The organism is Brevundimonas sp. (assembly GCF_032055285.1).
In the GTDB taxonomy this organism is placed as follows: domain Bacteria; phylum Pseudomonadota; class Alphaproteobacteria; order Caulobacterales; family Caulobacteraceae; genus Brevundimonas.
On the sequence record NZ_DAMBRE010000001.1, the window covers coordinates 235,424 to 249,646 of the forward strand.

The window sequence follows — 14,223 nt, forward strand, 5'->3', positions numbered from 1 at the left end:
CCCCTTACCCGCGAAACTCCCTCCTGGTTCGCAATATCACGAAGTTTGGGGGTTCAGACGGGCTGAAACCCGCCTGCAAGCGCCCACGACCGCCTTCATCACTCGCCGAGCGAGCAGCCCTTCGTGATTTCGCGAACCTTCAGTCTGGCCACACCCGTTTTACGGCCAGCACCCCGGCCGGACTGGGCTGAAGGATCAAGTCCTCGGCAGCGCTCAACTTCAACCAACGAACACCCGCACCGGCGGGCAGAACGACAATCTGTCGGTCGTGAAAAGGTGCGACGTCCGGCCCGGGCGGCACCGTCAGCATCGTGAAGGCGCCATCCTTTACGATGCCCGCGATCCAGAACCACGGCTGGCCCGGCATGGTGAAGAGCCATTTGGTCTTCTCGCCTTGCACCTTGGGCTCGGTGAACTCATAGAAGCCGTCGGCCGGGATCAGACAGCGGACCGAGTGGGCGAAGGAGCGGCCGTCCGAGCGAAAGTTGAAGACAGGCTTTCCCGTCGGACCCTTCCAGGCCCAGGACGTCATGGTCAGCTGCGGGCCATCAGCGCCAAGGGTGATGATCGGGGCGCTGTCGCCGATGCGATAGTCGGTCTGAGCGAGGTTCGGCAGGCCACCAAGAAAGGCGAGCGCCTGGCCTGCGTCACGGAACGACGCGATCAGTTGGTTGGCCGGAACCTGCAGGCGGTAGTTGTTGCACATCGGCGCAGGCTCTCACGGTGCCCAGTCTTTGTGGAGTCGGAGGCCAGCGGGGCGGACACCTCTAAGAACAGCGGTTGATGTTGTAACTGCTACTCAACCTTCGGCGGGCACCGTATGCATATGCGCCTCGTCACACACCGTCGTCGACGCCGACATGGTCGGCCTACCCCGGGCTCCCGGGTACCCTTTGCGGCCGTTGTCGCTCTAACCGCAATCTCTGCCTTTGCCGTGACGTGGTTCGCGATCACGCCGTCATCGCCTCGCGCGGCAGTCGTCGCTTACGTCAAGACGCGCACAACCGATCAACACTATAGTGGCTGCACGGCGGTGCGGGCCGCAGGCCGAAAAGACATCCCCAGTTGGGATCCGTCATATCGGTCGTGGATGGACGGCGACGGCGACGGGCTCGCATGTGAACCGCCGCGTGGCCGATACTAGCCGTGTTTGGTCCGCGTTGCGCCAGAAGCGGTCATAGGACCCAGAGCGTGAAGACGACATTAGATCGGCTCGCACCCCACCACGTAATCGGCGCCGCATCTCAGCCCATCGCGCTCAGCACAAAGCGCAAGCCCTTCTTGGCGAGCCCTTTCAATGGTCAAGGCCAGGCTCTCGACCAGCCCGCGATCCCCGATCCGCGGCAGCCGTCGCAGCGCCATGTCCAGTTGACCATTGACCCATTTCGTCTTGTAGCGATTGGGAAAACGTCGCGCCGACAGCACCCTGAAGCCGGCGCTTGCGACGGCGTTCAAAGTCCACTCTGCCGGATACTCGCGATAGGGCGTTTCGTTCGCCAGCATCAGAACCGCGTCGCGAAGCCTGCCGATCTCGCGCACCATCCTGGCCTCGTCTGTCTCGGCGGGGCCGACGACATAGGGGTCAAGTCCGACGACATAGAGCCGCCGTCCCGTGAGCGGCCTCAGTCGACGCAGCAACAACTGCTGGAAATAGGGTGCGAACCCTTCCACGGCGCCGATCAGATAGTCGGCCAGAACCGTGTCGTGAACCTCGCCCGCCAACAGGGTCTCGTCGGTCCAGTTGCCAAGCAGCAGCCTGTCCTGCGAGCGAAAACGCGCGCCGATCGAGGCCCGCACCTGGTCAGCATGGCCGGCTGCGGCGGTCACCCCGGTCCAGGCGTCCGTGGTCAGGCCCGTGCTCCAGAGGCTCGAATTGACGCCTGTTCCGGCGTCCAGAAACCGCCCCCAGGGCAGGCCTCCCTGCAAGGCCTCGACGTAATCGAACAGGCTCATTGCGCCTCCGCCTGGGCAGGGCGCAGGGATGCTCGACGGATCAGTCGCACCTCGAGATCATAGCCCATGGCGTCCGCCAGACGCGCCGCCGCCTTCAGGGTCATGCGCTCCTTATCCCTCAGCCAAAGGCAGACCTGCCCGCGCGGCACGCCCAGCCTTCTCGCTACATCAGACTGGCTGAGGCCATTGGTTCGACACGCCTCGAAAACCCGTCCGATCATCCGCCAGACCTCAAACTGCACCCGCTCGGCCGCTGCAGCGGCCCCCTCGCCCCTCATTTCAATCTCCGCTCAAGCTCGCTTGATGAATGTTACGGTATAACATAATAGCGACTCTCTTCATGAACGGGGAGCGTCATGCACTCAAGATCGATCCTGCTCGCAGCCGCGAGTGTTTCCACCCTTTCCAGCGCCGCTTGGGCGGACGTCCTGCCCCAGTCAGGCCCGGCCACGACCCGCGTCGATGATGTGATCGTCACGGCCGACGCCCTGGGCCGGTCGAGCAAGGAGGTGGTGTCCAGCGTGGCGGTGCTGCGCGGCGACGAACTGGTCCAGCGCCGGCAGTCCACCCTGGGCGAAACCCTGAACGGCCTGCCGGGCGTCAACTCCGACACCTTCGGCGGCGGCGCCAGCCGTCCGGTGATCCGCGGTCAGACGGCGCCGCGCGTAAAAGTGCTGACCGACGGCTCGGCCCTGATGGACGCCTCCGAAGTCTCGCCGGACCACGCGGTCTCAGGCGAGCCCCTACTGCTGGAAGGCGTCGAGATCCTGCGCGGCCCCTCCGCCCTGCTCTACGGGGGGGGCGCCATCGGCGGCGCGGTCAACCTGATCGACAAGAAGATACCGACGCGCATCGCCGAGAACGGCGGCGAGGGCGTCGCCGAGTTCCGCCTCGGCACGGCGGACAATGAAGAAGCCGGCGTGGTCGGCCTGACCGCCGGTGCGGGATCGTTCGCCATCCGCGTCGAGGCGGCCGGACGCCGCACCGACGACTATGAGGTTCCCGACTTCGACGAGGCAACGCTTGACGGATCCTTCAACCGCAGCTCGACAGCGACGCTCGGCCTGTCGTGGATCGGTTCGCGCGGCTATCTGGGCGCCGCCTATACGGAGCAGCGCAGCGAATACGGCCTGCCCGGCCACAGCCACGAATACGAGTCCTGCCACCCACACGGCTCCAGTCTGCACTGCGGCGGTCACGACCACGGCGACGACGACCATGACCATGACCATGACCATGACCACGATCATGATCACGACCACGATCATGACCATGTCCCCATCGTCGACCTGATCAGCAAGCGTGTGGACGTGCGGGGCGAGATCGAGGACCCGTTCGCCGGGGTCGAACGCATCCGCTTCCGCGGCGGCTTCACCGACTATCGCCACGATGAGATCGACGACGGCGAGATCGCCACCACCTTCACCAATGAGGGCTATGACGCCCGCGTCGAGGTGCAGCACGCCGCCATCGGCGGGGTGCGCGGCGTCATCGGCGCCCAGACCGCGCGCAGCGACTTCGCCGCCGTCGGCGCGGAATCCTTCATTCCCGAGAGCCGGACCGAGAACCACGCCGTCTTCCTGATGGAAGAGTATGCGACCGGCGACTGGCGCTTCGAAGGCGCCCTGCGTCAGGAATGGCAGGACGCCCGCGCCCTGGGACGGGCGGACACGAGCCACTCGCCCTTCTCGGCCTCGGCCGCCGCCAGCTGGACCTTCACGCCCGGCTATGTCGCCACCCTGTCGGTCGCGCGGTCACAGCGCGCCCCGACCGCCCAGGAGCTCTATGCGCGCGGCGTCCACCTGGCGACCAACACCTATGAGATCGGTACAGCCAGCCTCGACGTCGAGACGGCCAATTCGGTTGAACTGGCGCTGAAGAAGACCGAAGGCGCCACCACCTTCGCCGCCAGCCTCTATCACTACGACTTTGACGGCTACGTATTCGCCGACACCCTCGACCAGTTCGAGGACTTCCGTCTGATCCGCTACACTCAGGCCGACGCTCGCTTCACCGGGATCGAAGGCCAGGTCACGCACGACTTCCGACCCGGCCTGTCGGCCACGGTCTTCGGCGACTATGTCCGCGCCGATCTCAAGGGCGACGGCGGCGACCTGCCGCGCATTCCGGCGGGCCGTCTCGGCGCCCGCGGTGACTTCTATCAGGGCGTCTGGTCCGGCAATCTCGAATACGTCCACGTCTTCGAGCAGGACCGTATCGCCGCCTTCGAAACCACGACCCCCGGCTATGAGATGGTCAACGCCACCCTTGCCTACGACGTGGGCCTGGACAGCGTCGGTCTGGGCGACATCGACGGCCAGGTCTTCCTGCGCGGAACCAACCTGCTGGACGAAAAGGCGCTGAACCACGCCTCCTTCATCAGCAATCTGGCCCCCTTGCGCGGACGCAATGTCGTCCTCGGCTTCCGCGCCCGGTTCTGATTCCGACCCACTGACGCCGGAACAGGGCGGGGACAGCCTCCTCGCCCTGAAAGGCCCCTATTTCCTCCATCGTAAAGATCTCCCCCTTGCGTCTTCGCGCCCTTACCTCCCTGTCCGCACTCGCCGTCGCGGCCGCTCCCCCCGCCTTCGCAGCAGACGCCGAACAGGACCGCCCCACCGTTATTGCGCCTGTCATCGTCACCGGCGCCCGCATGCCGGACACGGTGGAAGCCCTCTCCACCGCCAGCCCCGTTGTTCTCGACGGACAGGCGCTGGAGCGCGCCCGCGCGGCCAGTCTCGGCGAAACTCTCGCCCGCATTCCCGGCTTGCAGAACAACAGCTTCGGTCCTTCCGCTGGACGCCCGGAGATCCGCGGCCAGTCCGGCCCCCGCGTGGCCCTGCTGGTCAACGGCATGGCTTCGCGTGACGCCTCCGCCCTGTCGGGCGACCATGCCTCCCCGATCGAGCCCTTTCTCGCCGACCGGATCGAGATCCTGAAAGGCCCGGCCGCCGTCCTGTACGGCGGATCGGCCATCGGCGGCGCGGTCGATGTGATCGACGGCCGCATTCCGCTCACCCTGCCGAGCGAGCCCCTGTCGGGTCGGGCGGAGATCAGCGGCGGCTATAACACCGACTTCACCGCCATGGCGCGCCTCGACGGCGGGCGCGGGGCATGGGCCTGGCACACCGACGCCCTTTACCGCGACCGTCCCGACCTGCGCATTCCCGGCGGTTCCAAGGCCGACGCCTGCCGCAGTTGGTCGGACCTGGTGTCCAATGTCTATGCCCAGACCCTGTGCCAGGTGAAGCTGGCCAATCCCGTCTGGGTTCGCGACCCAGTCAGCGGCCGATGGGTCGACGGAACCCCGCCGGAGCGCCAGATCATCACCGACCGCAACCCCGGCGCCGAGGGCCGGCTGCCGCAGAGCGGCCAGACCACCACGGCCTTCACCTTGGGCGGTAGTCGCATCACGGCGGAGGGCTATATCGGCGCCAGCGTCCAGTATTACGCCAGCGACTACGGCGTGCCGGGCTTCGCCTACATCACTTCAGCCCACCCCCAGCCGTCGCCGATCGACCTTGAGGTCGAGATGACCCGATACGACGTCCGCGCCGGCTTCTATCCCCGCGCCCTCGGCGTCGAGCGTGTCGATATCCGCCTCATGAGCAGCAAGAGCGACGACCGTGAAGTCATCGACGGCGCCGCCCATACGCGCCTGGTCACAGACGCCGACGACATCCGCATCGACATCGCCCATACGCCGTGGCGAGGCTTCTCCGGCGTACTCGGGCTGCAAGCCAGCAGCCGCGACCTGTCGACCGAAGGCGCCAAGGCCTACCTGCCCAGCGTTTCCACAACAGAGGACGGCCTCTTCTGGGCCGAACAGTTCGTCTGGCGCGGCCTGACCCTGAAAGGCGGCCTGCGCCACGACCGCATTGTTTACAACGTGGATGAGGACACCATCCGCGACGGTCGCGGCCTCGGCTCTCTGGCCCGGGATCGCAGCTATTCGACGACCAACGCTTCAGTCTCGGCCCGCTATAATCTGCCGTTCGGTCTCTTCGCCGAAGCCCGTTACGACGATGCCGAACGCGCCCCCTCCCTGATCGAGCTCTACGGCAGCGGCGACCATTTCGGCATCCTGACCGAAGAACAGGGCGACTCGCGGCTGGACCTGGAAAAGGCCGAAAACATCGAACTCGGCCTCGGTTTCGACAACGACCGCTACGCCCTCTCTGCCCGGGCCTATCGCACCGACTACGAGAACTACATCTATCTTGGAAACACCGGCGTCTCGCGCACCCTGCCCGTGCGCGAATGGCGTCAGGGCGACACCCGGATCGAGGGGCTCGAGATCGAAGGCTCGGCGCGCTTTGTCGGGACCCGCTGGGGCGACTTCATCCTGAGCGCCTGTGGCGACATGGTCGAGAGCGCGCCGCGCTTCACCCTGCCCGATGGATACAGCCCCTTCGCATCCTTTCCGACCACGCCCGCCTGGGACAGGGAGTATTTCCGTCGGAACCTGGACGGCGACTATCTGCCTCGCATGCCCGTTTCTCGCTACGGGGCCGACCTCGCCTGGTCAGCGGGTCCGTGGCGCGCCTCTCTGGGCGCCGTCCATCATGAGGCCCAAGACAAGACGGCGAAGAACGAGGCCCCGTCCCAGGCCTACACCCTCGTGGACGCCCACCTCGCCTACGCCTTCGCGGCGCCCGGCGGCCAATGGGAAGCCTTCCTCGACGCCTCCAACCTGACTGACGAGGAGGCCCGACCGCACAACTCCTTCCTGCTTTACCGGGCCCCCCTCGGCGGGCGTGCGGTTCGCGCCGGTCTTCGACTGAGCTTCTGATCCCTCCAGGCCGCGACGCCTCCCCGCGTCGCGGCCGCTTTCCCGAAAGGAACGCCATGACCGCTCGTATCCAGACCTGGGGCGACGCCGCCGCCATCGGCTTGTCGGCGCTCTGCATGATCCACTGCCTGGCCCTGCCCCTGCTCGCCGCCGCCCTGCCCTTCCTGGGTCTGTTCACCGATGCGCCCTGGGTGCACTGGGTGTTCGCCGCCACAGCGGCGCCCATCGCCGCCTGGAGCCTGTCGCGCCCCGTGAGCGAAGGTCGTCGGAACTGGACCCTCCTCGTACTTGGAAGCATCGGGATCTTGCTGCTGTTTCTTGCTGCCGCAGGCTTGCCCGGCCAAGACTCGGAGACACCCCTAACCATCCTCGGCGGCCTGCTGCTTGCGACCGCCCACAGCCTCAACTGGCGCAAACGTTCGCACGAACATTAGTCCGTGATGCGCCAGAAGCAGCCATCAACATCTACCCCGATAGCGGACTGTCGGCGGACTGAGTGACGGCCTCTACGACGCCGAGGTCTGCGTCGCACTGGCAGACGAGGAGCCCCTTAGGGACACTCAAAGAAGATCGCTGAGCAGAAGACGAGGAACGCCGCCCGATCGTCGGCGGCCTGCTTCCCCACCGAGATCGTCGAGACCCGCCGGTCTGCACCGCAAGACTGGCGGCGCAGCCTGAGATTCGTCAGGATTACCCCGTGAACGATACGATTCTGACTCGCACTCTTTGGTACTTTGACGACCTCGAGCGTCGGTCCGTCGGACAGGACATCCTGACGACGAGCCCCCGCTCGCTGGTCGTGCTGGGGGAGGCTGGTATGGGCAAGTCGACCCTGCTGCGGCAGCTGCGCGATCGCCATGGCTACGCCTTCTCCACGGCGCGCAGTCTGATCAACCTGCCCGACGGCGCGTCCCGCTTCGCCGGCGCCGCAACCGTCGTGATCGATGCGCTCGACGAGGTGCCGGCCCAGGCGGACGGCGACGCAGTCGATCAGGTCATCCGCAAACTCGCCGCCCTGGGCTATCCTAGGTTCATCCTGTCCTGCCGCGTCGCCGACTGGCGCAGCGCGACCGCGATCCAGGGGTTGGCGGACCTCTACGGCGAAGAGCCGCTGGAGCTTTACCTCGAACCGCTCGACAAGCCGGATGCGGTCACCATCCTCGAACAGGCGCTAGGGCGTACGAACGCCGAAGCAACCACCGACACACTTGAGGAAAAAGGTCTGGCGGGACTGTGGGCCAATCCCCAGACGCTGAGCCTCGTCAAGGCGGTCGTCCAGGCTGGCCCCCTGCCTCCGTCGCGGGGGGAACTCTTCGCACAAGCCACCCGCCTACTTCGCAAGGAGCATCGAGAGGAGAAGAGTCACGCGGGCCTCGCCGGCCTCGCCGAGGCCACGGTCCTTGACGCCGCGGGTGCCGCGTTCGCCACCCTCATCCTGACCGGATCCGAAGCAATCTCGCTGCGCTCGGACCCTTCGGCGGGCGACCTGCCGCTGGGCGAGGTCGCGGCCTTACCGGGCGGCGGGGCCCTCGCTGAGGCCTTGAACTCCCGACTGTTCGCCGCGGTGGAGGCTGGTCGCTTCACCTATGCCCATCGCGCGATCGGAGAGTTCCTGGGCGCGCGCTGGCTCGCGCAGCAGGCTGATACATCGCGCCAGCGGCGGCGGATTCACGCCCTGTTCAATCCGGACGCGCTCGTCCCCGCGAGCCTCAGAGGCCTGCACGCCTGGCTGGCCTGGCACAGCCCGGGCTTGGCTGATGCAGTGATACGGGCGGACGCCATGGGCGTGGTCCAGTACGGCGACGCAGACACCCTGACCCCGCCGCAGGCCACGGCCCTCCTTGAGACGCTCGACCGCCTGTCGCGGGAGAACCCCCGTTTCCGCGACTGGACCCGCTATCATGTCGGCGGCCTCGCCCAGCCGGCCCTTCTGCCTCAGCTGACGGAGATCCTGAACAACGACGACGCCGAATTCGGCCTGCGCCTTCTCATCCTGCAGGCGCTCCAGGGTTCTGCGCTCGTGAAGACGTTGGCGGAGGATCTCGAGTCCCTTGTCCGCAACACTCGCGCCGAGTTCGCCTTGCGTAAAGAAGCGGCTGATCGGCTCGTCGAGGCGGCGTTGCCGATTGACTGGCCCGAACTCGTGATCGACCTGCGTCGCCAGGGTGATGAGAACGGCATCCGCCTCGCGATCACGTTGATCGATACGGTCGGCTACGGAACGTTCAACGATGGCGTGCTACTTGACGTGACCTTGGCCCAGTTGGGACAGGAGCATCGCACCGTCGGCATTCTCTATGGTCTGAGGCTTCGCCTGCCCGAAGCGCGGATGGACGCCCTTCTGGATGGTCTCGCCAAGGCCGCGGCCGAATTAGGAGACAGTGCCCCCCATCAGACGAAGGAGGAGATTTCCGACCTCGCCTATGGCCTCCTGGACCGTCGGATGGCCCACGGCCCGGTGGCCCCGTCGCAGCTCTGGGAATGGCTCGCCCCGCTTGAGGAACTCGGCTATCAGACCGAGGCGCGTCAGGGAGTCGCGAACCGGTTCAAAGCTGACCCCACCCTGCGGCGTGCGATCCAGCGCCACGTCCTCCTAGATCAGGAGGTGCAGGGGAACCTCTGGCATGCCGCCTGGCGGATGACCGACCGCTCGGCCGGGCTGGCGCTCGACGAGGCGGATGTCGTCGCCTTGCTTGACGTCCTGAACGATGACGATCCGCGATGGCGGGCTGTGGTGGAACTTGCCCGGCACAACGCAGACGAGGGTGAGGCCGTGCGCGTGGCGGCGGCAAGGTTCGCCGTCCGGGACGCTGACGGACCCGCCTGGCTTGAGGGCCTGCGCAATCCCGCCACGCCGCAATGGCAACTCGACCAGGAGGCGCGCCGCCTCAAGCGGGACGCCGATCGCCAGGCGCGCTGGGTCGAGCATCGTGCGTCCTTCACGCGCGATATCGAGAAGGTCCGGGCCGGAGAGTTCGGCCTAATCCTCAACCCGGCCAAGGCCTATCTGAAGCTCTTCGCCGACATGGGGGACGGGGCGCGCGACGGGCCGGCCCGTCTCGATGAATGGCTGGGCCCCGAGTTGCGCGACGCGGCGCTGGCCGGGTTCGAGGCTTTCCTGCTTCGGGAGCCGGCCCGGCCGACCGCGGCCGAGATCGCCGAGAGCTTCGCCCAGAGCCGGCGGTGGGAAGCCGCGCACATCATCGTCGCGGCCTTGGCCGAGCGCCACCGGACCGGTCGCGGCTTCTCCGACCTGAAGGACGAACGGGTGATGGCCGGACTGTTCGAAGTCCGCCACACGCGCATTGACGACCACGCCGGCGTTCCCGACCTCGATCAGGCCCTGACAGTGGAGCTTCGGGGTCGCGGTGACTGGGAGCTGGTTCAGAGGCTCTACTTCGAGCCCCAGTTCGTTCATCGCAACGACCACGTCGACGGCCTCTACGCTCTGATGCGGGACTCGGACGACCACGATCTGGCGACACAGCTGGCTCTGGAATGGCTTCAACGTTTCCCGGACATGCCCGTTGGCCCGGAAGCCGAACTTCTGGATCACCTCATCACCCTTCCTGCCGCTCTGCCGACTCTACGGGAGATTACCGCGCAGCGCCGTCGCGATGGAACCTTGGATGACCAGCGTCGTCGCAACTGGGACGCTCTGGGCCTGTTGATCGACTTCGAGATGACCCGGCCGCAGCTGGAAGCGGCCACGATCGATCCTGAGCTCTTCTGGCATGTCCGCTCGCGGCTGGGGCGTCGATCCGAGACACGGCCGCTCGACCTCGAGCCGGAACTGCTGGCCTGGCTCCTGCAGCGTTTCCGAACGGCCTACCCCTTGGTGACACGGCCCTCCGGGGTCTCGTCCGGCGACAGTAATGCGTGGGACGCCAGCGACTTCATCGCCGGTCTTATTCGACGCCTGGGAGACCATACCTCAAGTTCAGCCATCGCCGCGCTGATCGAACTGAGAGACGACGTCGAGGACGGCTACACCGACCAATTCCGGGCAGTCGCCGCCGAGCAGAGGCGCAAGCGGATCGAGGCCGACTGGACAGCGCCCGCCCTGGCCGTCGTCGCGTCCGCCATCGAGGACCGTGCGCCTCAAACGGCTTCCCAGCTGCAGGCTGTCTTGCTGGAGGAATTCGATCGCATCCAGAGAGAGCTCAAGGGTAGCGATATCGACTGGTATCAGGATTTCCTACGGAATGGCGCGCCGCGCGGAGAGGAGCAGTGCCGCGACGCCCTACTCAAGATGCTGCGCCCGTTACCGTTTGGGATCCAGGCGTTGCCAGAGGGACATCTGGCCGACGACAAGCGGTGCGACATCCTCTGCCTGTCCGGCGAGTTGATGACCCCGATCGAGGTCAAGGGCCAGTGGCACCGCGATCTCTGGACGGCGGCCGACCGCCAGCTCGACCGGCTGTACGTTAATGACGCCCGCGCCGAGGCTGGGATCTACCTGGTGCTCTGGTTCGGCGCGAACTCGACCAAGGCGCTGAAGGCACCGCCCAGAGGAGTTGAGCGCCCCGCCTCGGCGGCCGACCTCCGGGCGCGACTCAGCGAACGGAGCGCCACCACCCTGGAGGGCCGCGTCGCGGTCGTCGTGCTCGATCTCGAACGGCCCGCATGACGGCCCGCCGCCTGGCGCTCGCCGCGCTTGACCGGGCCGAACGCCTGAACTTGGTGACCCTCCTGCGCGGAGTGCCGAGGGTTGGGCGGTCTCGGCTGCTCTCCCACTGGGCCCGCGAGCGGACCGGCGTCCGGCATGAGACCGTCGCGACTATGTTGACGTCCGACGCGCCCATCCAGGTGTTCGATCGTCTGCGCCGCTCGGACGTACCCGCCTTCGTCGAAGGATATCGTCGCCTCGAAGCGGAGGGGCACCGGGTCAAACTCGTGGTGGCGCCTGAGGACTTGGGCGCGATGATCGACCTCGAGCGAGACCTGCCCGGCGTCGCCGGTGTGCTGGAGCTCCCGCCCCTGCAGCCGGACGAACTGCCGGATCTCGCGCTGGGTATCGAAGACGCGGCGGGCCCGATCCCCGACATCATGCCGTCCGACCAGCCGACCAATCGACCTGCGTTCGACCCGCACCGTCACTGGCTTCGGGGTGGGCTTCCCCAGAGCTACGATGCCGACAACGACAAGGACAGCTTCGACTGGCGCCATGCGATGATGCGGGGCCTCCTGTCGCGCGATTACGCGGAGTTCAAGATTTCGCCGATTCTCGGCGTGGAAGAGGCACTGACCTGGGTCGCCGATCGCAACGGATCTGAGCTCGACGTCGACAAGCCACCTCGGGGCAAGAAGACCGACGCCCTATCGGCGATCACGGTGCTGTCCCAGCTTGGCCTCATCCGGGTGCTTCCGAACTATCCCGCCGGGACCACAGCCAGCCTCGCGGCGATGCGCAAGGTCTACGTTCGTGACAGCGGCCTGCTGCACGCGCGGCTCGGCATCCAAACGATGACCCAGCTGCGCGCATCTCCGAAGATGGGGGATAGCTGGGAAGGCTATGCGATTGAGACGCTGATTATCGCGGCCGATGGACAAGCAAGCTGCCAGTTCTATCGTCAGGAGCGGGAGGATGGACAGGAAGGGCCTGACGAGATCGATCTCGTCTTGGACTTCGCGCAGTCGGGCGGCCCCGTGGTCGGCATCGAGTTTAAGGTCAGCCCCGAAAAGAAGCCGGAGGATGGATACGACCGGGCGATGAGACGCATCGGTGCCACCGAGGGATTCGTCGTTCACTCCGGCCCAACCTCGAATCTCGAAGCTCAAATCCAACGGCTGGACTTGGCCACGGCACGACAACGCATTCTTGCCCTCGCGGGACGCGCCTAAATAAAGACTAGGGAGCAGTCGCTCCGATCAGATGCAATGTGTCGTGTTCGGCCCCATCGGGCGAGGCCAACGCGTCGTCCGCGAGCAGACGTTCTCAACTGCCGTTATGAGTCAGCAGCGGTCGCGGCAGTCTGTAGATGCGACTTCGATCCAAATCAGCCCCCCCAGCGCCATCTCCTGGCCAGTCGCCAGCTTGCTGACTAGACAGCCAATGGCCATCTTCTGGCCAGCCGCCAGACAGCCGCCAGACAGCCGATGGCTAAATGCTGGCCAGTCGACAGTTGTTAATGAACCTCACGCGGAATCTCAGCCAAGCTTCACCGGGATGGCAAAGCCATGTTCGCTGCGACGCAAACCCGGCCGCCCGCACCTTCGCCTCAGCCCTTGCGACGAACAAGTCGTCCGTTGACTCCAAGTTTGGCTACTCATGCCGCCATTCGCCCTGCATCGCTAAGCTCGAGTGCAATGGATACGCCCTTCGCGGCCAAGGGGCGTTCGACAAGATCGCGGAGCCGGGCGAATCCTGTGGAGCTCGCGCAGACGATGCGGTTGTTGTCTGCGTCCCAAGCGGCGGGGTCCAGGTAGCTGACTGTCGCCTCTTCCCCTGCGAGCCGGATCACGGTCGCCCGAATGTCGGCTTCCGCGAACGGATCAACCTTTGCCAGCGGCCTGTTTGCGCTGCCCGACCTCCGGCCTTCTGGCGCCGGAAATCTTCTAATGGAGTCATAAAGGATTCGTCGGTCATCCATGTCCGGTTTTCGTGACGCCGATGTCCGGTTTTTCGACATTTGAACGGCCGTTGATGTCCGCTTTTCGACGGCTTGAGCGGCCGTCGGTGTCCTGTTTTCTGATGCACCAGCCGCTTCGCTAGGCAGCGTCGCGCGGCAGATGTTGGTGCGGCCGCGCCCCTTGCGGACCTCGACTTGCAGGTATGAGGCCGCCTCGAGCTCCTCCAGAAGACGCCGCAGCTGGCGAGTACTGACGCCCAGGCTTGCCGCCATGCTCTCCTGGCCGCGCCAGGCGCCGCCTTCGCTGGCGTTCAGGTCGTGGAGAATGAAACCGGCGACGGCCTTGGCCGAGAGGGAAACCCTCGGGTCGCTGGCGATGCGTTGATGCCAGGCCAGCTTCTCAGCGACGAAGTTCTCGGGGTCCAGAAGACGGCTCATCGGCTGGCCTCCGGCGTTGCAACGAAGAGGTCTGCACGGTAGGGTGCCGTCGGCTTTGAGTGCTGACCCAAGCTCTTTTGAACCCCGCCATGCGCTGCAACGCTGGCGGGGTTTTTCGTCTCCGATCTCCGGCTATGGCCGTTAGCCAAACGCGGGAAATCTCGTTGTATTTCAATGGCCGCCCAAGGGCGGGTTAGTCTGCCTAAGTTATTGAACAGGAACACCTTTCGGCCTTCCTCTCTGTCCGCCACGTGCCGACAACTCCACATAGCCCGCTTTACTTCCCACGCGATGGTCGGCCGCGCTGATGGTCGCAGTTTGACAGCGGCGTAATGCGCATGTCGCGGCAAAAGCGCGGCGCACGGTGCGGTCGCCCATGGACATCGACCGCAACAACAGCATCGTGGAGGAATCAGCGTTGCCGCAACGTCATGTGTTGAGCGCCCCGCTGCTGCTTTTGACAGGAAC

General features: G+C 65.9%; 10 protein-coding genes. 6 read left to right on the forward strand and 4 right to left on the reverse strand.

The annotated features are described in order from the left end of the window. Positions 1 to 139 precede the first annotated feature (139 nt). Complete coding sequence (locus RTY13_RS01230) at positions 140 to 706, reverse strand: SOS response-associated peptidase family protein (protein ID WP_312780562.1); 567 nt, start codon at positions 704 to 706, stop codon at positions 140 to 142. 120 nt (positions 707 to 826) lie between these two features. Between RTY13_RS01230 and RTY13_RS17670 the strand changes: the two genes are divergently transcribed. Then, positions 827 to 1,144, forward strand: a complete 318-nt coding sequence (locus tag RTY13_RS17670; RefSeq protein WP_409450276.1) for an excalibur calcium-binding domain-containing protein — start codon at positions 827 to 829, stop codon at positions 1,142 to 1,144. 59 nt (positions 1,145 to 1,203) lie between these two features. Here the strand turns inward: RTY13_RS17670 and RTY13_RS01235 are convergent, their stop codons facing one another. Then, a complete protein-coding gene (locus RTY13_RS01235; RefSeq protein ID WP_312780563.1) occupies positions 1,204 to 1,953 on the reverse strand; it encodes a hypothetical protein in 750 nt (249 codons plus the stop codon). Next, the gene (locus tag RTY13_RS01240; RefSeq protein WP_312780564.1) at positions 1,950 to 2,231 is read right to left on the reverse strand and encodes a helix-turn-helix transcriptional regulator; all 282 of its coding nucleotides are present in this window, start codon (positions 2,229 to 2,231) and stop codon (positions 1,950 to 1,952) included. The genes RTY13_RS01235 and RTY13_RS01240 overlap by 4 nt, the downstream gene beginning before the upstream one ends. Before the next feature lie 78 nt (positions 2,232 to 2,309). On the opposite strand from RTY13_RS01240, the gene RTY13_RS01245 reads away from it, so the two are divergent. From RTY13_RS01245 to RTY13_RS01265, 5 genes are all read left to right on the forward strand, one after another. Continuing rightward, a complete protein-coding gene (locus tag RTY13_RS01245; protein WP_312780565.1) occupies positions 2,310 to 4,394 on the forward strand; it encodes a TonB-dependent receptor domain-containing protein in 2,085 nt (694 codons plus the stop codon). Between the two features lie 86 nt (positions 4,395 to 4,480). Beyond that, positions 4,481 to 6,745, forward strand: coding sequence for a TonB-dependent receptor domain-containing protein (locus RTY13_RS01250; RefSeq protein WP_312780567.1), 2,265 nt, complete (start codon positions 4,481 to 4,483; stop codon positions 6,743 to 6,745). A 56-nt stretch (positions 6,746 to 6,801) separates the two neighbouring features. Further along, the gene (locus RTY13_RS01255) at positions 6,802 to 7,179 is read left to right on the forward strand and encodes a MerC domain-containing protein (RefSeq protein WP_312780569.1); all 378 of its coding nucleotides are present in this window, start codon (positions 6,802 to 6,804) and stop codon (positions 7,177 to 7,179) included. Between the two features lie 263 nt (positions 7,180 to 7,442). Next, positions 7,443 to 11,375, forward strand: a complete 3,933-nt coding sequence (locus tag RTY13_RS01260) for an ATP-binding protein (protein WP_312780571.1) — start codon at positions 7,443 to 7,445, stop codon at positions 11,373 to 11,375. Between the two features lie 152 nt (positions 11,376 to 11,527). Continuing rightward, positions 11,528 to 12,589, forward strand: a complete 1,062-nt coding sequence (locus RTY13_RS01265) for a DUF4143 domain-containing protein (RefSeq protein WP_312780573.1) — start codon at positions 11,528 to 11,530, stop codon at positions 12,587 to 12,589. A gap of 425 nt (positions 12,590 to 13,014) precedes the next feature. Here the strand turns inward: RTY13_RS01265 and RTY13_RS01270 are convergent, their stop codons facing one another. Then, a complete protein-coding gene (locus tag RTY13_RS01270; RefSeq protein WP_312780574.1) occupies positions 13,015 to 13,755 on the reverse strand; it encodes a hypothetical protein in 741 nt (246 codons plus the stop codon). Between the last annotated feature and the right edge of the window lie 468 nt (positions 13,756 to 14,223).